The organism is Armatimonadota bacterium (assembly GCA_035527535.1).
Taxonomy (GTDB): Bacteria; Armatimonadota; Hebobacteria.
Window position 1 is genome coordinate 13,811 of sequence record DATLAK010000067.1, and the last position, 19,326, is coordinate 33,136.

General features: G+C 69.2%; 20 protein-coding genes and 1 pseudogene. 7 read left to right on the forward strand and 14 right to left on the reverse strand.

Features of this window, described 5'->3' with window-relative positions; genetic code table 11:
* Window position 1 precedes the first annotated feature (1 nt).
* Window positions 2-1,045, reverse strand: coding sequence for an aspartate-semialdehyde dehydrogenase (locus VM221_04270; GenBank protein ID HUT74036.1), 1,044 nt, complete (start codon window positions 1,043-1,045; stop codon window positions 2-4).
* A 142-nt stretch (window positions 1,046-1,187) separates the two neighbouring features.
* Here VM221_04270 and VM221_04275 point away from each other — a divergent pair.
* The 5 genes and pseudogenes from VM221_04275 (at window position 1,188) to VM221_04295 (ending at window position 4,069) form a co-directional block, all read left to right on the forward strand.
* Window positions 1,188-1,331: pseudogene (locus VM221_04275) on the forward strand (hypothetical protein).
* A 165-nt stretch (window positions 1,332-1,496) separates the two neighbouring features.
* Entirely contained in the window at window positions 1,497-2,225 is a 729-nt protein-coding gene (locus VM221_04280; GenBank protein HUT74037.1) for an energy-coupling factor ABC transporter permease, read from the forward strand.
* Window positions 2,212-2,937 (forward strand): CbiQ family ECF transporter T component, encoded by a 726-nt coding sequence (locus tag VM221_04285; protein HUT74038.1) that lies wholly within the window; start codon window positions 2,212-2,214, stop codon window positions 2,935-2,937. Before VM221_04280 ends, VM221_04285 begins: the two co-directional genes overlap by 14 nt.
* Complete coding sequence (locus tag VM221_04290; protein ID HUT74039.1) at window positions 2,925-3,788, forward strand: energy-coupling factor ABC transporter ATP-binding protein; 864 nt, start codon at window positions 2,925-2,927, stop codon at window positions 3,786-3,788. Before VM221_04285 ends, VM221_04290 begins: the two co-directional genes overlap by 13 nt.
* Window positions 3,785-4,069: a hypothetical protein gene (locus tag VM221_04295; protein ID HUT74040.1), complete on the forward strand. Its 285-nt coding sequence runs from the start codon at window positions 3,785-3,787 to the stop codon at window positions 4,067-4,069. Before VM221_04290 ends, VM221_04295 begins: the two co-directional genes overlap by 4 nt.
* On the opposite strand, the gene VM221_04300 is transcribed toward VM221_04295, so the two are convergent.
* The 13 genes from VM221_04300 to VM221_04360 form a co-directional block, all read right to left on the reverse strand.
* Window positions 4,066-4,893 (reverse strand): TatD family hydrolase, encoded by an 828-nt coding sequence (locus tag VM221_04300; GenBank protein ID HUT74041.1) that lies wholly within the window; start codon window positions 4,891-4,893, stop codon window positions 4,066-4,068. The two genes, VM221_04295 and VM221_04300, sit on opposite strands and share 4 nt — an antisense overlap.
* Window positions 4,890-5,804: a hypothetical protein gene (locus VM221_04305; GenBank protein ID HUT74042.1), complete on the reverse strand. Its 915-nt coding sequence runs from the start codon at window positions 5,802-5,804 to the stop codon at window positions 4,890-4,892. Before VM221_04305 ends, VM221_04300 begins: the two co-directional genes overlap by 4 nt.
* A 130-nt stretch (window positions 5,805-5,934) precedes the next feature.
* Window positions 5,935-6,411: a GNAT family N-acetyltransferase gene (locus VM221_04310; GenBank protein ID HUT74043.1), complete on the reverse strand. Its 477-nt coding sequence runs from the start codon at window positions 6,409-6,411 to the stop codon at window positions 5,935-5,937.
* Complete coding sequence (locus VM221_04315) at window positions 6,408-7,178, reverse strand: biotin--[acetyl-CoA-carboxylase] ligase (GenBank protein ID HUT74044.1); 771 nt, start codon at window positions 7,176-7,178, stop codon at window positions 6,408-6,410. Before VM221_04315 ends, VM221_04310 begins: the two co-directional genes overlap by 4 nt.
* Window positions 7,179-7,227: 49 nt before the next feature.
* The gene (gene nadC / locus VM221_04320) at window positions 7,228-8,067 is read right to left on the reverse strand and encodes a carboxylating nicotinate-nucleotide diphosphorylase (GenBank protein HUT74045.1); all 840 of its coding nucleotides are present in this window, start codon (window positions 8,065-8,067) and stop codon (window positions 7,228-7,230) included.
* 5 nt (window positions 8,068-8,072) lie between these two features.
* Window positions 8,073-8,897: an aspartate dehydrogenase domain-containing protein gene (locus tag VM221_04325; GenBank protein ID HUT74046.1), complete on the reverse strand. Its 825-nt coding sequence runs from the start codon at window positions 8,895-8,897 to the stop codon at window positions 8,073-8,075.
* Window positions 8,898-8,914: 17 nt separating this feature from the next.
* Window positions 8,915-9,841, reverse strand: a complete 927-nt coding sequence (nadA, locus tag VM221_04330) for a quinolinate synthase NadA (GenBank protein HUT74047.1) — start codon at window positions 9,839-9,841, stop codon at window positions 8,915-8,917.
* A gap of 18 nt (window positions 9,842-9,859) precedes the next feature.
* Window positions 9,860-10,252, reverse strand: coding sequence for an aspartate 1-decarboxylase (gene panD / locus VM221_04335; GenBank protein ID HUT74048.1), 393 nt, complete (start codon window positions 10,250-10,252; stop codon window positions 9,860-9,862).
* Window positions 10,253-10,290: 38 nt separating this feature from the next.
* The gene (panC, locus tag VM221_04340) at window positions 10,291-11,139 is read right to left on the reverse strand and encodes a pantoate--beta-alanine ligase (GenBank protein ID HUT74049.1); all 849 of its coding nucleotides are present in this window, start codon (window positions 11,137-11,139) and stop codon (window positions 10,291-10,293) included.
* Window positions 11,140-11,181: 42 nt separating this feature from the next.
* On the reverse strand, window positions 11,182-12,408 hold the full coding sequence (locus tag VM221_04345) for a type II secretion system F family protein (GenBank protein ID HUT74050.1): 1,227 nt from the start codon (window positions 12,406-12,408) through the stop codon (window positions 11,182-11,184).
* Complete coding sequence (gene folK, locus VM221_04350) at window positions 12,395-12,895, reverse strand: 2-amino-4-hydroxy-6-hydroxymethyldihydropteridine diphosphokinase (GenBank protein ID HUT74051.1); 501 nt, start codon at window positions 12,893-12,895, stop codon at window positions 12,395-12,397. Before folK ends, VM221_04345 begins: the two co-directional genes overlap by 14 nt.
* A 156-nt stretch (window positions 12,896-13,051) precedes the next feature.
* Window positions 13,052-14,230, reverse strand: coding sequence for a dihydropteroate synthase (gene folP / locus VM221_04355; GenBank protein ID HUT74052.1), 1,179 nt, complete (start codon window positions 14,228-14,230; stop codon window positions 13,052-13,054).
* A 76-nt stretch (window positions 14,231-14,306) separates the two neighbouring features.
* Entirely contained in the window at window positions 14,307-15,545 is a 1,239-nt protein-coding gene (locus VM221_04360) for a tetratricopeptide repeat protein (protein HUT74053.1), read from the reverse strand.
* Window positions 15,546-15,998: 453 nt separating this feature from the next.
* On the opposite strand from VM221_04360, the gene VM221_04365 reads away from it, so the two are divergent.
* The gene (locus tag VM221_04365) at window positions 15,999-17,573 is read left to right on the forward strand and encodes a sensor domain-containing diguanylate cyclase (protein ID HUT74054.1); all 1,575 of its coding nucleotides are present in this window, start codon (window positions 15,999-16,001) and stop codon (window positions 17,571-17,573) included.
* A gap of 70 nt (window positions 17,574-17,643) precedes the next feature.
* A complete protein-coding gene (locus VM221_04370) occupies window positions 17,644-19,305 on the forward strand; it encodes a sensor domain-containing diguanylate cyclase (protein HUT74055.1) in 1,662 nt (553 codons plus the stop codon).
* Window positions 19,306-19,326: the final 21 nt, after the last annotated feature.

Below are 19,326 nucleotides of genomic sequence, written 5' to 3' on the forward strand. Positions count from 1 at the left end.
CCTACCTCGGCAGCAGTCCCATGACCGCCATCTGCTCCGCGATCTGTACCGCGTTGAGCGCGGCGCCCTTGCGCAGGTTGTCGGCCGCCACCCACAGGTTGAGTCCGTGCTCCACCGTCAGGTCGCGCCGGATGCGCCCCACGTACACCTCGTCGGAGCCGCTGATCTCCGCCGGCATCGGGTAGCGACCCTCGCGCGGAGCGTCCACCACTCGCAGCGGGCGATACCCATCGCCGTAGGGCTCAAAGTTCGCCAGCAATTCCTTCGCCCGCGCCGGAGTCAGCTCCTGCCGCAGCTCCAGGTTGATCGCCTCGCAGTGGACGTTGCCCACCGGCACGCGGCACACGGTCGCGGTCACCGCAATCGAGTCATCGCCCATGATCTTGTGGGTCTCGCGCGCCAGCTTGACCTCCTCCGAGCAGTAGCCATCGTCGTCGAAGCTGCCGATGTGGGGGAAGACGTTGAGCGCCAGGCGTTGCGGCATCTTGTCGGGGGGCGGCATCGGCTCACCGCGTACGTGGGCGGCCATCTCCGCCTCGAGCTGCGCCACCGCGCCCGCCCCGGCACCCGAAGCGGCCTGATAGGTGGCCGCCACGACGCGCTTGATCCCCACCGCGTCGTGCAAGGGCTTGAGCGCCACCACCATCTGAGTAGTCGAGCAATTGGGGTTGGCAACCAGATGATGGTCGCCGCGCAGGGCGTCGCGATTGACCTCGGGCACCACCAGGGGCACCCGCGGATCCATGCGGAAGTCGTTGCCGTTGTCAATGACCACCGCACCGCGCTGGATCGCCTCCGGGGCATAGAGCACGGCGGCGCCCTGCTCGCCCTCGGTGCCCGCGAACAGGGCGATGTCGCAGCCGTCGAACTCCTGCGGCGCCGCAACGCGCACCTCATAAGCGCGGCCGTCCACCTCCACGGAACCGGCGCTGGTGGCAAGCACGGTGACCCGCGAAGCGGGAAAGCTGCGCTGCGCCAGCACCCGCAGCAACTCCTTGCCGACTGCTCCACGACCGACGACGATAACGTTATAGCCCTCGGACATGTGCCTCTACCTGGCGTGGTTTACGGCAGGGCCTCGCCGTTGAGGATAACCGACCGCGTGCATGATAGCAGGCTGGGTTTTTCGCTGTCAAGGAAACCTGCAAGATCCCGGGAGCTCCGTCTCCAGCAAGCCTTCCGGCGGCTTGCCCAAGACGCGCAGCGGCAAGATCATGCGCCGCTTGCTGCGCGACATCGCCGAGGGCCGCGTTCTGGGCGATACCACCACCCTCGCCGATCCCACCGTGGTGGAGATGCTGCGGCGCCAGTACGAGGAGCAGGAGGGGTAAGACCGCCGGGGACCGTCGCTTCAGGCCCTGAGCTGGAGCGATGCGCTCGGCGGCGGGGGACGGTCCCCGAACAACGGCGACAGGATATCGCGCCCCAGGCGCATAATAGTCCACCGGCGCCGACGGTTCGCGTGCTCATCATCACTGTGGTCGGTGCAGGCGGACGTGACTCATCTTCACTTGCCGGACGGCGTCTTGCCGTTATGGCTGTGGGCGGGCGGGCTTGCCCTTGCCGGTGTGCTTATCGCCATTGCGGCGCGCGTCGCCGCGGGCGCGGATTTTCGCCGCCGCCTGCCCACGCTGTCCATGATCGCCGCCTTCATGATCATCTCCATGAGCGTGCCGGTGATCCCGGCGGTCTACCACGTGCAGCTTGCCGCCCTCGCCGGCATCGTCCTGGGCCCCGCGTCCGGCGTCATCGCGGCGTTCATCGTCAATCTGCTGCTGGCGCTGGTGGGCCACGGCGGCATCACCGTTGTCGGCCTCAACACCCTGATTCTGGGCAGCGAGATGCTGACCGCGTGGGCGCTGTTCCGCGTGCTCAAGCGAGCGCTGGCGCCGGGGCCGGCAGCAGGCGCCGCGGCGTTCCCGGCGATGGTGGTCGGCGCCGCGGTCATGCTTGGCATCATCGCTCTGGCTTCGCCCCAGGCGGGCCTCGTACACCTGGGCGAGGTGACCAGCTTCGGCGAGCGCGCGCACGCGGGAGGGCTGGGACCGCTGCACGCGGGGGCGCCATACGCGGAGCTGTCGCTGCGCAGGTTCGCGTGGCTGGTGCTGGGGTTGGGATCGCTGGGGTGGATCGTGGAGAGCGTCGTCACCGGCCTGGTGGTGCGCTTCGCGGCGCGAGTGAAGCCGGACCTGGTGGGGTTGGCGCCGGACTATGAGCGGGTTTGACATCGCCGTCATAGACTACTGGGCGACCTCGGGCCGCAGCTTCCTGCACCGCGCCGGGCCGGCGGCCAAGCTCATCATGAGCGCGCTGCTGCTGGCGGCGGTGGTCATCGGCGATTATCTGCCGCTGCTGGCGGCGCTGTACCTGACGCTGGTCGCGCTGCTGGCGGTGGCGCGCGTCCCGCCGCTGCGGGTCATGACCATCGGCGCCTATCCGGTCGTGTTCGTCGCGCTGTTCGTCGTCAGCGCGTGGGATGGGACGTGGCAGACGCCGGCGTTGATCTTGGGGCGCGCCCTGACCGCCGCGCTGACGTTAGTGGCGCTGCTGGCGACGACGCCCTACCCACGGGTATTCGGCCTCTTGTCGCGGGTGCTACCGCGCATCGTCGGCGAGGCGCTGTTCTTGACCTATCGCTCGCTTTTCACGCTGGCGGAGATGGCGGGGGAAATGGTGACCGCGACGCGGGTGCGCTCCGGGGTCAACCTGCGGCGGCCGGCGACCAACCTGCGCAACCTCTCGCTCGCGCTCGGCAAGCTGCTGATTCACGCCATGGACCGCAGCGAGCGCCAGTACGATATTATGATCGTGCGCGGCTACAGCGACCGCATCGCGGCGCCGGCGCGGTCGTGGAACTCGCTCGCCACCGATGCCGCGCCGATACTGCTGGGCGCGGCGGCGCTGGCGGCGGCGATCGTGACCCGATGGAACGCATAGTCAAGGTTAGCTGCATACGCCACGTCTATCCCGACCGCACCGCGGTGCACCTGTGTGGCCTCGACATGGTCGTCGACCGCGGCGATCGCGTCGCCATCGTCGGCCCCAACGGCGGCGGCAAGTCCACCATGCTGCACCACATCATCGGCTTGCTGCGCGCGCACGAGGGCGAGGTGGACGTCTTCGGGGTGGACCCCGCGCGCGACTACGCGCGCATCCGCGAGCGCGTGGGCGTCGTGCTGCAGAACGCCGAGGAGCAGATCATCGCTCCCACCGTCCGCGACGATGTCTCGTTCTCTCCGCGCAACTACGGCTACCCGTCGGCGCGAGTGCGGGAGATGGTGGACGAGGTACTGGCAGAGCTGGGCATCGCTCACCTCGCCGATCGCGTCTGCCACTACCTCAGCGGCGGCGAGAAACGCAAGGTCGCCCTGGCGGGGGCGCTGGTCACGCGCCCCGAGCTGGTGATCCTCGACGAGCCCTTCGAGGGCCTCGACCCGCGCAGCAAGCACGAGATGATTGACTTGCTCAATCATCTGCACGACGAGCACGGCCTCTCCATCGTCTATACGACCCATGAGGTCAACATCGTTCCCCTGGTGTCCAATCGCGTGTATGTCGTTTGCCGCGACGGCGTCATCTTCGAGGGCACGCCGGAGCAGACCTTCGCGCAGCGCGAACTGCTGGAGAAGGTGGGCCTGGAGCAGCCGACCCTGGCCGAGCTGAGCTATCTGCTCGGCCGCCTGGGAGTGAAGCTGGACCTGCCCAGCGGCGTGGCCGACGCCGCGCGCATGATTGCCGACGCGCTGTCCCAGGGCGCGCGCATCACCGAGGGCGAGCCACAGACATGAGCTCCCTGGAGCGGCACGATGGTGAGGGGATCCGCTGCCTGCAATTAGGCGGGCCGGTGACATTCAACTACTGCCGGCGGGCCAACCGCGGCCTGCCGTGCAAGCTCGTGGTCGGCTGCTGGCAGGGGCGCATAGAGGCGCTCGCGTTCCTGGCCGAGCATTTCACGGCTGAGCAACTGCGAGCGGCCTTGGAGCCGGCTCCAGGGGGCAAGCTGGAGCGGCTGATCGGCCTGGTCGAGCGCACCCGGGCCGAGCTAGAGGCCGCCGGTGGTGATCGCTAGCCCGCCAACTCCGGGAAGCACGCGGCGGCATTGGCGGTGGTGATCTGGGCCACCTCCGCCGCCGTCACCCCCCAGCACTGCGCGACCGCCGCGGCGATGAGCGGCAGGTATGCCGGCTCATTGGGCTCGCCGCGGTGCGGGTGCGGGGCGAGGTAGGGGCAGTCCGTCTCCAGCAGCACGCGCTCGCGAGGCAGGCCCCGGACGATGGCGCGCAGGCGCTCAGCGCTGCGAAAAGTCACCGGGCCGGCGATGCCGATGTAGAGCCCTATCTCGACCGCGCGCCGGGCGATATCGGCGTCACCGGAGAAACAGTGCAGGACCCCGCGCCGGCGTTCGCCCTCAGCCCAGATCGCCAGCACCTCCTGGTGGGCGTCGCGCGAATGCACGATTACGGGCAGGTCGAGCTCCGCGGCCAGGGCCAGGTGCGCGCGGAAGGCGGCGGCTTGCGCGTCACGCGGGGAGCGGTCGCGGTAGAAGTCGAGGCCGGTCTCGCCGATGGCGACCGCTCGCGGCAGAGTCGCCAGGCGGCGCAGCTCGGCCAGCGCCTCCGGCCCCACGCACGAGGCATCGTGGGGATGGATCCCCGGCGCGTGCCACACGCGCTCATCAGTCGCCGCCAGGCGGGCGCCGCTGGCGCTGGTGGCAAGGTCGAAGCCGACGGTAATAATGCGCCCCACGCCGGCGGCGGCGGCCCGCGCTATCGGCGCGGATGTGGCACAGGCGCCCTCGCCTGTGATTCCGGGAGCACAGCCGAGGCGGCTGTGCCACAAGTCCGGGTGGGTGAGGTGGGCGTGAGTATCGGTGAGACCGACGCCGGCGCTCACGGAGCCGCCCCCGGGCGCGGCTCCCGGTAGCGCCCGGCTGCGCGGTGGATGCGCATGCGGCGGAAGACGCTCTGCGTGTTGCCGGGGACGGTCTTGCCGCCGATGATCGCACGGCCGGCGCGGTCTGACACCACGATGTATACCGCGCGCAGCATTCGCCCCAACATGCGGGGCGAGCCGGGGATATCGGTCTGCCCGATGACGGCAAAGGAGTACTCGCCGAAGGCGTCGCTGCGCATGGTGATGTCGCCGTCGTAGGTGGCGACGCCGAAGCCGAACGCGAAGTCGGGGCTGAAGGACTGGGCGGCGTCGCAGCCCGGCCACAGGGCAACGCGGTGCGAGTTGCTGGCGGCGGAGGCGACGGCGGTGAACGCTCCCGTATCGCCGGGCCGAATCTGGTCGCCCGGCGACACCGAGAAGGAGCCGATGACCGGGGTGTCGTCAACCACCCAGCTCCGCTGCAGGTATTCCGCGGCCAGCCTCCACACGCCATCGAAGTCCTTGATCCACACCTGGTCGAGGGCGTTCACGCTCGGCGCCCACGCCAGGATGGGCGTCGGGTGATCGAGGGCCGCGACGTCGGCGAGAAGCTGCGCCGAGAACTCAACCTGCACCGAGGCCAGGTTGGGGGATATGATCTCGAGCTGCTGGCGCGCGAGGCGGAAATCCCTCAGGTCCGGGAAATCGGCGGCAATGGCGGCGATGTGATCGGCCTTGCTCTGCTCGTCGAAGGCGTAGTCCTCGGAGATGTAGCGCTCGAGCAACGCCGGGTCCTCCCGCGCCCAGGCTGTCATCAGGCCGCTGACGCTGGCGAGCAGCCGGCGGCGATCTACGTCATCTTTGTCCTGGCAGCCCCCAGACAGCCCCAGTGCAAGCAGGGCCGTGACCAATAGCGCCCAACGTTTCGTCATCCTGACCCTCCTCGTGCAGCAGTCAACTGTGACTTCGCCTGCCAGAGCAGGAACACCTGGGCCGCCTCAACCGGCAATTTGACGACGAGGACGACGAAAAGGTGCCGCCCGCACTGGGAGACGGCGCCCCCTATTCGCGGGCCCCTCGCCCCTCCAGGGAGCAGACCATCAGCCACGCGTCCTCGCCGCCGCCGTAGTAGCCCCGCAGGGTGCTCGCGACGCGAAAGCCAAACCGCTCGTAGAGCCGACATGCGGCCGAGTTGCGTACGCTCACCTGCAGGTTCACGCGCTTGACCTTCGCTGCCGCCAGATGCGCTAACGCCTGGCTCATCAGCTGCGAACCCACCCCGCGGTTGCGCAGATCCTCGCGCACCGCGAAGGTGGACAGCTCCGCGTGGCCGCGCCGCAGCGACCTGCGACAGACCACCGCGTAGCCCACGACCTCACTCTCGATTGCGGCCACGCGGAAGCCGTCGCCGGCGTGCCACAGCAGGTACAACAGCATGCCCGGCCCGAAGGCATGGCGACCGAAGTAGCCCCGCTCCATCGCCGCGATCGCGCGCACATCGCCCACCGCCGCCCGCCGGTAGCGAATTTCGCCGTTCATTCGATCACTAGGCCGTGACTGGAGGTGGCGACCAGGATTCCGCCAGCGCTGTCTATCAGCAGTCGCCCCTGATCGTCAATGCCCTGCACGCGTCCACGCGCGAGGCCGTCCGACCAGGTGCGGACGAGGCGGCCGGGGGTGGTGTCGAGCGCCCGCCACCGGCGCAAGATCTCTCCATCGGCGCCGCTCTCCAGTTGCTCCAGCAGCTTCTGCATGCTGTGGCACAGCTCGCGCAGGAGCTGATCGAGTGGGATGTCGCGGCCTGCCGCCTCGTGCAGGGAGGTCGCGACCGCGCGCAGCCGCGGCGGCAGTGCGTCGCGCGGCACATTGGCGTTGATGCCGACGCCGATCACCGCCCAGCGCAGGTTGTCGCCGGCAGCCGCGGTCTCGACCAGCACTCCGCCGACCTTGCGGTCGTCAACCACCAGGTCGTTGGGCCATTTCAGGGTCACCGCCGCCCCCGCCGATGCCGCCGCCTCTGCCGCGGCGACCGCAGCCGCGAGGTTGAGCACTCCCGCGCGCGTCGCCGGCAGGCCGCGCGGGCGCGTCAGCAGCGACGCCCATAAGCCGCCGCGGGGAGAAGCCCAACGGCGCCCACGCTGCCCGCGCCCGCTGGTCTGCTCCGCGGCGACCACCACCGTGCCGTGGGCTTCGCCGGCGCGTAGAAGTTGCTTGGCGACATCGCTCGTGGAGGGGACCACCTCGAGCCGAATGACGCGGGCTCCCAGCGGCGGGCGGGGGGGGAGAGATGACAGATCAGGTCTCAACTCGGCATCTCCGGTCATCGCCGCTCGGGCGTACGGGCGCGAGAGATGACTACGCGATCTCGAGGGCGATATCCAGCGCCGGCGCGGAATGGGTGAGCGCACCAACAGAGATAAGGTCCACCCCGGTCTCCGCGATTGCCCGAACCGTTTCCAGGGTCACGCCTCCGCTCGCTTCGGTCAGCGCGCGCCCGCGCGCAAGCTCGACCGCGGCGCGCAGGTCTTGGCGGCTCATGTTGTCCAGCAGCAAGGCATCGGCGCCGCGCTCCAGGGCCTCTTTCACCTGCGCCAGGGTCTCGACCTCCACCTGCACCTTCATCCCGTGGGGCACATCGGCGCGCGCGGCTGCCACCGCGGCGGCAATGCCTCCCGCCGGCCGCAGGTGATTGTCCTTGATGAGCACGCCATCGAAGAGGCCGAAGCGATGATTGGCGCCGCCCCCGAGCGCAACCGCCCACTTGTCGAGACAGCGCAGGCCGGGGGCGGTCTTGCGGGTGTCGAGGATGCGGGCGGTGGTACCCGCGACGGCATCAACGTAGCGGCGCGTGAGCGTCGCAATGCCCGACATGCGCTGCAGGAAGTTGAGGGCGGTCCTTTCGGCCCCCAGCAGGGCGCGCGTGTAGCCGGCGACCTCGGCCAGCGCCGTTCCCGCCGGCAGCGCGTCGCCGTCGGCCGCCAGAACGCTGACCTCGATTCGCGAGTCAACCTCGTGGAAAGCCATGCGCGCGACCTCGAGGCCGGCGATGACTCCGGCCTGCCGGGCGACGACCACACCCGACCCTCGGGCGGCGGCAGGCACCACCGCCTGGCTGGTGATGTCACCGCGACCGAGGTCCTCGCGCAAGGCGCGTCGCACGATTTCGACTACCATGGCCGGCGTGGGAGCTGTCATCTGTCTCACACTACTCGCAAGGGAGTGACCAGTGATCGCAGGATGCCGACGGCGACTCTTCCCACCACCTCGGGATGGATCGCCTCCGTGGCCGTGGCCGGCACGCGCACGCGGCTGGTGGTCTCCTGCCCCGCGGCCGAGACCGCGAGCTCGATATCGGTGAAGCCGCTGTCGCCGCCGGCATGGATTCGCACCAGCAGTTCCCCCTCGCCTATGGCAATGGCGGCTGGAGCTATCAGGTTGGCGACCGCGGGGAAGGCGGCCATCGCATCCACCGCTTCGCCCTGGAAGACCGCCTGCGGCTCGTCTGCGGACTTGAGTTCGCGGCCGCGCAGAAACGGCGCGTCGGCGAGCACCGACCGCGGACAGGTGACGGTGAGGTTGGCCCGCGCTTCGGGAGACACGGCGGCGGTGTTGAGCGTGGTTGCGCCGGCGAGCAGGCAGTTGGCGGCAAACAGATTGAGGCCGCGCTCGTAGGCCAGGCGCGTGAAATCGTCGCGCGCGAAGAAGGCGGCGACGTTGGTTACCAGCAAGTCCTTGCCTCCGTTGAGCGCGGCCATCATGACCCCGGGGGCGACGTGGCGGTTGGTGGCTTCCACCACCAGGTCCACCGAGGCGACCAGTCCGTTGAGCGACATGGAACGAATCGGGCGCTTGAGCTCGAAGACGAGCCTCTGCGCCTTGTCGGGATGGGTGTCGCAGACCGCGGCGAGGCCGGCGTGGACGGCGCCGGCGTCGAGGGCGTGGCAGATCGTTCGTCCCACGGTCCCGCACCCGACCACCCCCACGCGCATGAAGGGGCCGAAGCTTGCGCTGTCATAGCTGGCCATGATGCATCCGCTGCGAGCTAGGATACCTCGAGCATGCGCTCGAGCGCGGTGCGGGCGCGCGCCGCCACCTCGGCGGCCACCTCCACCCGCCCGGACAGGTCCTCCAGCGACCACAGTATCTTTTCCAGGGTGATGCGCTTCATGTTGGGGCATGTCGCCAGCCGCGTCACCGGCACGAAGCGCTTACCCGGCGCCTCCCGCTGCAGCCGGTGGATGAGCCCCACCTCGGTCGCCACGATCATCGTCTGGGCGGGGCTCTCGCGCGCGCGGCGGATCATGCCCCCGGTGCTGAGCACGTGGTGGGCGAGGTCGAGCACCTCGGGCCGGCACTCCGGATGGGCCATGACCTCCGCCTGCGGGTGCTGACTCAGGGCCGCCCGCACGTGCTCGACGGTGATGCGATCATGAGTTGGGCAGTACCCCTGCCACAACAGCAGCCGCTTGCTGGTATGTCGTTGCACCCACATTCCGAGATTGCGGTCGGGAATGAAGATTACCTCCTGCGCGCTAATCCCTTCCATGACGCGCGCGGCGTTCGCGGAGGTGCAGCAGTAATCACTCTCGGCCTTGACCTCCGCCGAGGTATTGACGTAGGCCACCACCGGCATGCCGCGGTGTTCGGCCTTGAGTGCCCGCAGCTCGGCGGCGGTGATCATGTCGGCCATCGGGCAGCCCGCGCGCGGCTCCGGATGGAGCACGAGCTTGTCGGGGGCCAGCACCGCTGCGGTCTCGGCCATGAAGCGCACGCCGCAGAAGACGATGACGTCGGCGTCAACGAGCGCCGCCCGGCGGCTGAGATCGAGCGAGTCGCCGGTGATGTCCGCCAGGTCCTGGATTTCGCCCAATTGGTAGTTGTGCGCGAGGATGACGGCCCGACACCGGCGACGCAGCTTCTCGATGCGCGCAAGCAGGCGGTCGGCCGTATCGGCGATAACGCTGGTCACGGGCCTGTCGCGGGCACGTCAGCCATCGCCCGCACGCTCCACGGACTCGCCGACGATGATGTCGGTGACGTGATTCCGGTCATCCACGCGCACCACGATCGGCTGCCAGTCGCGTGCCTCCTCCGGCGTCAGCCAGGCGTACGCGATGAGCGTCACCTTGTCGCCGATCTGACCCTTGAGCGCCGCCGGGCCGTTGAGGCAGACGGTGCCGGAACCCGGCTCGCCGACGATGACGTAGCTCTCCAGGCGCTCGCCGTTGCTGTAGTTGAGCACCTGCACTCGCTCGTGGGGCAGGATGTTGGCTGCCTTCATCAGCTCCTCGTCAATGCTGACGCTGCCGGCATAGGCGACATTGGCGTCCGTCACCGTTGCGCGGTGGATCTTCGACTTGTAGAGGTTGAGTAACGGCATCGCCATTCCCAGGTGGTAGTTTCGCGCCCCGCGAGCGCTCACCCTTCTACGATGACATTGTCTATCAATCGAGTATTACCCACGTATGCGGCGAGGGCGAGCACCGTCGGCCCGCAGATGCGCTCGACCGGGGCCAAGCTGCCCGCGTCCGCCGCTTCGAGATACTGCAGCTTGACCAGCGGCTCCCGGACAATCGTCTCGCGCGCGCGGGCGAGCACTTCCCCCGCCTCCCGGACCCCCGCGCGCACCAGCTCCCGGGCTTGCGCCAGCGACCGGTAGAGCACAGTCGCGGCTTCGCGCTCGGGCGGCGACAGGTAGCGGTTGCGCGAGCTCATCGCCAGGCCGTCCGGTTCCCGTACCGTCGCCACGCCGACGATCTCGACCGGCAGGTGGAGGTCGGCCACCAGGCGGCGCACTACCATGAGCTGCTGGTAGTCCTTCTCGCCGAAATACGCGCGGTGCGGCTGAACGATGCCCAGCAGCTTGGCCACCACCGTCGCCACCCCGCGAAAATGGCCGGGCCGGAAGGCCCCGCAGAGGCGGTCGGTCAAGTCCCCCGTGACCTCGACCAACGTCGCGTCACCGGGCGGATACATCTCATCCTCGGGCGGCGCGAACAGCAGGTGCGCGCCCGCTTCGTCAGCCATGCGCGCGTCGCGCTCGAGGTCGCGCGGATATTCGAGGTAGTCATCGCCGGGGCCGAACTGCGTGGGATTGACGAAGAGGCTGACCACCACCACGTCATCGCGCTCGCGTGAAGCGCGCATGAGGGAGAGATGCCCGTCGTGGAAGGAACCCATGGTGGGCACCAATCCGATCGTCTTGCCGGCGCCGCGGGGCGCGGCCAGCAACACGCGAAGCGCTTGGACTGTGGCGACCATCTGCACGGCTGCTGAACCTCAAGCATGACGCCGGGGCGGCGCGTCGGATCAGAACCCTTCTCCGGCGCCCGACAGCAGGTCGCCGAGGCCGCTGAAGTAGCCGATCCAGAAGCTGATGACGAACATGCCGACCATCACCGCCACCAGCAGGTAGAACGCGACGCCGGCGATGACCGCCGTCTGCTTACCGGAGGTGGTAGCCTCGGCATGGAAGTAGTCGGCCAGCTTGTCGAGCATCTTGTCAATTTCGCCGGTGCGCTCGCCGGTGGCGACCATGTCAATCGCTTGCTCGGGGAACTCGCGCGACAGCGCCATGACCGCGCTCAAGGACTCGCCCGACATCACGCGCGGAAGCTCCCGCTGCAGGGAGGCGGCCATGGCTTCGTTGCCGGTGGCGGCCGCGGCGGCGGCGAGGGCGCGCCGCAGCGGCACCCCCGCGCGAATCAGCATCGCCATCGCCCGCGCCCAGCGCACGAGGGCGGTGCGCCGCACGATGCCCCCGATCCACGGGATCAGGAGCTTGGCGCGATCCCAGCCTTGGTGCAGCGGCGGCGCCTGCATCAGCAGCCGCCACAGGAACCAGAAGCCGACCAGCGCGACCACCCACAGGCCGATGCTGTGGAGAATGGTCTGCAGGTAAACGTGCCAGTCGAAGACCAGCCGGCCGGCGCCGCTCGATCCCGCGACCGCCGGGATGATAGGGGGGATGAGGATGAACAGGAGCAATACGGCTTTCGGGTAGAACGTCTCAATCCGAAAGGCCATCTCCAGCTCGTACATCGAGTCGTAAAAGGCCGCCAACTGTTCCATCGTCTCGTTGAGCAGGCCGGTCTCCTCGCCCGTCTCCACCAGCGCCCGGGCGAAGAGGGGGAAGGTGCTTGCATAGCGCTCCAGCACCGGGGACATCGGCCGTCCGCGTTCGGCCGCTTCGGCGATCTCGCGTGCGACCCGGCGCAGGGTGCGGTTGCGCGTGCGCTGCGCGAGGGTGAGCGCCGCCTCGTGCACGTTGATGCCCGCGCCCAGCAGACTGGAGAAGGAGCGGTACCAGATGGCGCGTGACTTGGTGTTGACGCGATGGAGGATGAAGGAGAAGTAACCCCGCGCGAGGTTCTGGTACCACGTTACCGCCGGGCGCGCGCGCTCCCCCTTGACGCGCAGCACCCAGTACCCCATCTCCCGGATCCGCTCGACCGCGCCGTGCTCGGTTTCGGCCTCGACGCTGCCGCGAACGATATCGCCGGTGGTGGCCTTGGCTTCGTACCTAAAGGTCTGCACTGACGTCCTGTTCCTGCGCCATGGCGTCGGCGATGTCGGTCACCCGGCGCCCGTCGGGCATCGTCAGCTGGGGCGCGATCTCCGCCAGCGGCGCCAGCACGAACCCCCGCCCCCACATGCGCGGATGGGGGAGGGTCAGCTCCGGCGTCTCCATCTGCACGCCGTCATAGAGCAGCAGGTCAATGTCTATGACCCGCGGCCCCCAGCGCCCCGACCGGTCGGGGCGCCCCAACTCTCGTTCGATGCGCTTGACCGCCTGCAGCAGGTCGCACGGCGGCAGGCTCGTTCGCGCCTCCGCCGCCAGATTCAGGAACTCGGGCTGATCGGTGACTTCCGCCGGAGCGCTGCGATACACCCGCGACGCGCTGGATATCGTCAACCCCGGGGTCTGGGCGAGCTCGCGCAGAGCGCGCTTGAGGTTCGCGCGGCGGTCGCCGAGATTGGAGCCGAGCGACAGGTACACACGGGTCTGCGGGGCCCTAACCATCTGTTCCTTACCCCTCGGTCTGTGTGTACATCATACGTTTAGGCGGGTCCGGCGTCAACCTTCGAGTGCATGGCAGGGCAACCAAAGGCGGGGGAGAGCGAAGACTGAGGAATGTGGGTCGGCGCGGAGGGCTGCGGGGCGCGAGCCCGGAGGCAGCTAGTCGCCAGCCCAGCCGCGCACCACCGCGTCAGCCATGCGCAGCGCTCGCACGGCGGCGGCCACATCGTGAACGCGCACGATATCCACGCCGTTGGCGACCGCCAGCGCCAGCACCGCCAGCGTGCCCTCCAATCGTTCCTGCGGGGGAAGGTCGAGCACCCTGCCAATGGTGGACTTGCGCGACGGCCCCAGCAGCACCGGCTGCCCGAGGCTCTTGAGCTCCCGCAGCCGGCGGACGATCTCCAGGTTGTGATTGACCGTCTTGCCGAAGCCGAAGCCGGGGTCTATCACCACCTGATGGCGCGGTACGCCGGCGCGCTCGGCCAGCTCCACGGAATCACGGAGAGAGGACGCAATCTCGCCCAGGAGGTCGTCGTAGTCAGGGGCTTGCTGCATGGTCTTGGGTGTGCCCTGCATGTGCATGACCACGACCGGCGCGCCGCGAGCGGCGGCGAGCGCGGCCATCTCGGGATCCGCGCGCAAGCCGCTGATGTCATTGATGACGCTGGCCCCGGCGTCGAGCGCGGCGCGCGCCACCTCGGGCTTGTAGGTATCGATGGATATGGGCGCGGCGACGCGGCGGCGCAGCCCCTCGATCACCGGCACCACGCGCGCGATCTCGCTGTGGCTGTCCACCGGGTCTGCACCGGGACGCGTTGACTCGCCGCCGAGGTCCAGGAGGTCCGCACCCGCGGTCGCCATCGCCTCGCCGCGTGCGATCATCGCCGCGATGTCGCCCCCCAGGCCGTCACCCGAGAAGGAATCGGCAGTGGCGTTGATCACGCCCATGACCAGGGTTCGCTCGCCGAGCGGGAGCGTGCGCGAGCCGCAGCTCAGAGCGCCGGAGAGGGGCGTATCGAAATCGCGCAGGGCGCGCCCGATTTCCGCCGCCGCCCGGTCGAGGCCGTGGGGCGCGGAAACCAGCCGCTCGCACAGGCGCCGAAAGTCCGCGATCGTCCCCACGAGCAGGCAACCGCTCGCTTGGTCCTTGGCGCCGCCGATCACGGCGCGGCCGCCGCAGGCCGACATCTCGCGTCGCACCACGGCGGCCGCCGCGGCGGGCACGGCGTCTATCTTGACTAGCCGCAGTCGCGCCTCAGCCGTGATGTCGGCGGCGTCGGCGGGAGGGGCGCCCATGCGCTGCAGCTCAGCGGTGATGTCCGCCTCACCCCCCAAGGCGAGCGCCCGCGCCCTCCACGGCCGCGGGGCGGAACGCGCATCACCCCGGCTCTGGCGCCCTTCAACCGCCATCCTAGTGGTAGACGCGAGGGCCGGCGTCATCAGCCCACGGGTGCGCCAACTCCAGGTCCATCCTCGACAGCGCATCCATCGCCTCGTCGCTCAGGTGGAAGCCATGGTCGCGCAGCGCGCGGGCGGGGTCGCGCAGCAGCTTGACGCGGAACACGCGGTCCTCGGCTGCGCGCAGCAGTACTTGCCGCACCTGCACGTCGTCGAGGTTGTCGATCGCCTGGCGACAGGCATGGGCGGTGTCATCGTCGTCGCCTGCGCTCATCATCTCCGCGCGCAGGTACTCGTGCATTGCCTGGGCGACATGTCCCTGCTGCTGCAGGAGCACTCCGAGCTTGAGGTGGTGGTGCGCCTCCCGGGGCTGGAGGCGAGTGAGACGTCGCACCGCCGCCAGCGCATCCGCCAGGCGGCCGCTCTGGTAGTAGCCCACCGCCAGCAACTCGTAGCCGGCGGGATTGGTGGGCGCGAGCACCCGAATCTCAGTCGCGTGCTCGATGGTCTCGTCGTGGCAGCCGAGATCCGCGCACACTTCCGCCAGCGCGCAGCGCACCTCGATGCTGTCGGGAAAGGCGCGCGCAGTCCGGCGCAGACAGTCGGCGGATTCGCGCAGGCGCCCCTGCAGCATGAGATTGCGGGCGAGGCCGAGCCGATACTGAAGGTTGTCCGGGTTGATGCGGATGGCCTGCTCGAGGGCCGCCGCCGCCTGCGCGGCATCGCCGGCGCGTTCGCTGGCGAGGGCCAGCTCAACGTAGCTCGGCTCGTAGTCCGGGTCGAGCTCGGTCGCGCGCAGGCACTCCCGGGCGGCATCCTCAAAGCGCTCCTGCGCCAGGTAGTACGAGGCCAGACCCTTGTGCGCGCACGCGCAGTCGGGATCGGCGCGCACAGCCTCCTGGAACAACTCTACGGCGATATCCGGCAAGTGGCACGACTCGCAGGCGCGCGCGAGGGCGCAGTACGCCTCGGTGTTGCGCGGATCGAGATCAATGGCCCGGCGCAGGTGCCTCATGCCTTCCTGCGCCAGTCCCGCCTCAACGCAGCACGACCCGAGGGTTATCAGCGCGGGGACCAGCGCGGCCGTCTGCCTGCGCTGGTGCAGGCGCTTCGCGCATCGCACGCGACCGCGAAGGAGCTCGATAGCGGAGGCGAAGTCGCCCTTGGCCGCCAGTCGCCGCGCCCGTCGGTGAGCGTCCACCAGCGCGGCGCGCTCACGTGCGACCGCAGCGCTCGTTATCTTGGAACTCATGTGGATAACACCTTTGACCTCGGTAGCTGCGTTCTTCGGCGCGCGCGCGGCCATTCCTGCAACCCGTGGACGACCACGTGGTGCGCGATCCGCGGCTTGTCGCCGGCCGTTGTCGGCAGGGGCCCCAGGCAGGGACCCCGGACTGCTTGACACGACTGGCGTCCCGGGTATAGCATTGCCGACAGCGAAAGGAGGTGGTGTGCATATGGCCGACTTAGCACGAGGTGAGGCTTCAGGTTAGCGCCTGCTTGCAGGCGGCCTCGAGCCTCTACACAGCAACGCGAACGGAGCCGCAGGATGTCGGCTCCGTTCGCTTTTGGTCCCCCCGAACGCCCTCCCCGCCGGTCGCTCCGCTCCCAGCTCGAGCTGTCGCTTCGTCGGTTGTGTGGGAAACGACAAATCGGTCGCCAATATGGAATAAGGCCAAGGAACCATCCGCCAAAGGGGTCCGCTATGTCCGCAGTCGAGCCCGGACGGCCGCCGGCGCTGGGCCGTCCCTTTACCGGCTTAGCCGGCCTCAGCGATCCACCGACGCCGACGGTGCAGGTAACGTCCGTCGTGCGCCTGGTGGTGCTGCTGACGGTTGTGATCATGGTGCGCCTGCGAGACCCGCGCCTGGCGATCGGGCCGCTCGATCTGCTGCTGGGAATGGGCGGCGTTTATGTCCTGGCCACGACCTTTCTGCCGCGGCGGGAGCCGGTGGAGGGGCTCACTCGCTTCTTCCTCATCTGCGACATCGGCTTGATCTCCGGGCTGGTGTGGTACACGGGGGGAACGCGCAGCGAGTACTATCTGCTCTACTACCTGCCCATCCTCCACGGGGCGGCTCGCCTCAACTTCCGTGACGCCATCACCACCTCGCTGCTGGCGGGGTTGAGCTACGTCCTCATCGCGATTGGCACCGGGCCGATGGTGCCGGTGGTGACGACGAGCTTGCTTCGCGCCGGAACCTTCGGGGGATCGGTGGTGATTCTCGCCATCTTCTTCGCCATGCTGGCGCATGAGGCGCGCGCCAATCGCCTGCTGAACCGGCGTCTGCAAGAGGCGCTGGAGAGCGTGTCTGCCGTCTATGATGTGGCGCGGGCGGGCAGCGCCCGTGACAGCGTGCGGGACGTGCTGGACACGATGCTGCGTCAGGCGACGCGCCTATCGGAGGCCGACAGCGGGGCGCTGGCGATGCTGGATGACGACGGCAAGTTCCAAGTGCTCGCGCGGCAGCACGCGGAGGGCGCGCCGGAGTTGGACTTCGACGAGGAACTGGCGCGCGAGGCGGTGGAGCGGCGCGACTCGGTGTCGCGCGAAGCAGGCCAGCCGGATGCCGCGAGTCCGGTGCGGCGGGTGGCGGTGCCGTTGTTCGTCGGGCGCAGTCCGCTAGCGGTGCTGCAAGTGCGTAGCGGCTCGCCGAGCGGTCTCAGCGTGCACGAGATCGAACTGCTGCGGGCCATGTGCGCGGAGGGCGGCATGGCGATCGAGAACGTGCGCCTGCGCGCGGAGACCAAGCGCGCCGCCGCGGTGGACTACCTTACGGGGATCTATAACCGGCGCGAGTTCGAGCGGCGCCTGGAGGCGGAGATCCGCCGCACCGCGCGCCATGGCGGGCAGGTGTCGCTGGTGCTGCTGGACGCGGACGACTTTAAGCACTGCAATGATTCCTACGGGCACCAGGCAGGCGATCAGGTGCTGCAGGCGCTCGCGGGCCGCCTCGAGGCCGTCATTCGCACTGAGGACACTGCCGCGCGCTACGGCGGGGACGAGTTCGCCATCATCCTGCCGCAGACCGATATCTCCGGCGCTCGGGCAGTCGCCGACAAGATACAGCGCGAGCTGGGGGCGCTGCGGTTTGGCTGGGCCGCCGACGGCTGGCAGCCCACGGTCAGCATCGGCGTGGCTGCATCAGAGGGCGAACTCTCGGCCAGCCTGCTCCTGCAGAAGGCGGATCGCGCTTTGTACGAGGCCAAGGATTCGGGCAGGAGCAAGGTCTGCGAGTGGCGGCGGGGAGCGCGCGTCGTGCCCCGACACGCAACGTGACCGCGCACATCATAGGCGCAGCGCCGGGCGGCATCATGACCCACGCCCCGGCGGCGGAGCCGATCTCGAGATGAAGAATCACTACCCCCAGGTGCTCGATAGAGTCGCGTCAGTAGTGCGCGCCGTCGTCCTGCTGACGACCACCATCATGACGCGCCTGCGTGCCTATCCCGGCGCGCCCGGCCTTGGACTGGACCTCTTCCTCGCCTTCGGCGGCGTCTATATCCTGGTGACGGCGATGGCCCAGCACTACGCGCGCCGTCACCGGCCCGACACCGGGGCGCTGGTGAGCCTGGACGTGTTTTACATTACCGGGCTGGTGTGGCATACCGGCGGCTTGCACAGTGAGTACTATCTGCTCTATTACCTGCCCATTCTGAACGCCAGCATGCGGCTGGATTTCCGTCAGGCGATCATGTCGTCGGCGCTGGCCGGACTCTGCTACGCGCTAATCATGGTCGCGGGCGGCCTCGAGTCCACGGTCGTCAGCACCGCGGCGCTGCAGCTGGCGACATTCGGCGGGTCGGCGCTGGTGTTGGCGCTGTTTTTCGGGACCGTGGCGACGCTCTCCAGGGGCCAGCGCCAGCTGACGGACCGGCTCGAACGCGCAGTCGAGCGACTGTCGGCACTCTACCGCGTCGCCCGCGCGGTGCACACCGAGAACGGCCTGCAAAGCGTGGCGGACACGACCCTGGAGTTGGCGCTGGAGCTGTCGTGCGCGAGCGCCGGCTACCTGGCGCTAAGCGGTGAGGCCGGCCAACTGACGGTGATGGCGACCCGCGTCGCCGCCGGCGAGCACGAGACCGGGCGCGACTTCGGCCAAGTCGCGGTTACCTCGCGCGCTCAGCGAGCGCGCACCCATATGTGTGAGCAACCGCCGTTCGATCTCCACCTGGCGGAGCACTGCCTGGTGCAGCGGGCGCCGACCGTGACCGACCCGCTGGGGCGGCATCCGGAGCTCAACCGCCCAGGCGACGGCTGCTGTGCGGTGTCGGTGCCCCTTGCGTACGGAGATCATACCTACGGGGCGCTGCAGCTCTTTAGTCGCTCCGGCGACACCTTCGCGCAGGCGGAGCTGGAGCTGTTGACGGCGCTGACGCAGGAGGCCGCGGTGGCGATTGAGAACGCGCGCCTGGCGACCGAGGTGCGCCGGCTGTCGGTGACCGACGAACTCACCGGCCTCTATCATCGCAGCGAGTTCCGGCGGCTGCTGACGGCGGAGGTCGAAGCGGCGCGCGTAAACGGCGCTCCCATTGCCGTCGTGCTGTTCGATGTGGACGGCATGCGTGGCATCAACTCCGAGCACGGACACGCGGCCGGGGATGCGGTGCTGCTGGCGTTCGCCGACCTGCTGCGGCGCTATGTGCGGTCGCAGGACATCGTCGCGCGCTTCGGCGGCGACGAGCTCGCGGTGCTGCTGCCGCACGGCGGGATTGACGCGGCCCGCGCAGTGTCAACGCGGGTGTGCCAGGCCATGGCTCACCGCGAGTTCCGATTCGAGGGTGAAGACGAGGCGCACTGTGTCACGCTGTGCGCGGGCGCCGTGGTGGCACGCGAAATGCCCAGCAACGCGGACCAGCTCATCGGCCGCGCCGACGAAGCCCTGTTCGAGGCGCGCGAGGCCGGCGCCGGGCAGATCCGCTTCTGGGAGGCGACGGTGCGCCGCGGCATCGTGACCGAGGTGGGCCGCATCGTCGAACGCATGCAGGACTCGTCGCAGCAGTGGCGTTGACGCCCGCGGCCGACGGCGCCG

Coding starts and splice junctions, on each gene's coding strand:
- VM221_04270 (HUT74036.1), bottom strand. CDS start 1,045: ATGTCCGAGGGCTATAACGTTATCGTCGTCGGTCGTGGAGCAGTCGGC.
- VM221_04285 (HUT74038.1), top strand. CDS start 2,212: ATGAGCGGGTTTGACATCGCCGTCATAGACTACTGGGCGACCTCGGGC.
- VM221_04290 (HUT74039.1), top strand. CDS start 2,925: ATGGAACGCATAGTCAAGGTTAGCTGCATACGCCACGTCTATCCCGAC.
- VM221_04295 (HUT74040.1), top strand. CDS start 3,785: ATGAGCTCCCTGGAGCGGCACGATGGTGAGGGGATCCGCTGCCTGCAA.
- VM221_04305 (HUT74042.1), bottom strand. CDS start 5,804: ATGACGAAACGTTGGGCGCTATTGGTCACGGCCCTGCTTGCACTGGGG.
- VM221_04310 (HUT74043.1), bottom strand. CDS start 6,411: ATGAACGGCGAAATTCGCTACCGGCGGGCGGCGGTGGGCGATGTGCGC.
- nadC (HUT74045.1), bottom strand. CDS start 8,067: ATGACAGCTCCCACGCCGGCCATGGTAGTCGAAATCGTGCGACGCGCC.
- VM221_04325 (HUT74046.1), bottom strand. CDS start 8,897: ATGGCCAGCTATGACAGCGCAAGCTTCGGCCCCTTCATGCGCGTGGGG.
- panD (HUT74048.1), bottom strand. CDS start 10,252: ATGCCGTTACTCAACCTCTACAAGTCGAAGATCCACCGCGCAACGGTG.
- folK (HUT74051.1), bottom strand. CDS start 12,895: ATGGTTAGGGCCCCGCAGACCCGTGTGTACCTGTCGCTCGGCTCCAAT.
- VM221_04360 (HUT74053.1), bottom strand. CDS start 15,545: ATGAGTTCCAAGATAACGAGCGCTGCGGTCGCACGTGAGCGCGCCGCG.
- VM221_04365 (HUT74054.1), top strand. CDS start 15,999: ATGTCCGCAGTCGAGCCCGGACGGCCGCCGGCGCTGGGCCGTCCCTTT.
- VM221_04370 (HUT74055.1), top strand. CDS start 17,644: ATGAAGAATCACTACCCCCAGGTGCTCGATAGAGTCGCGTCAGTAGTG.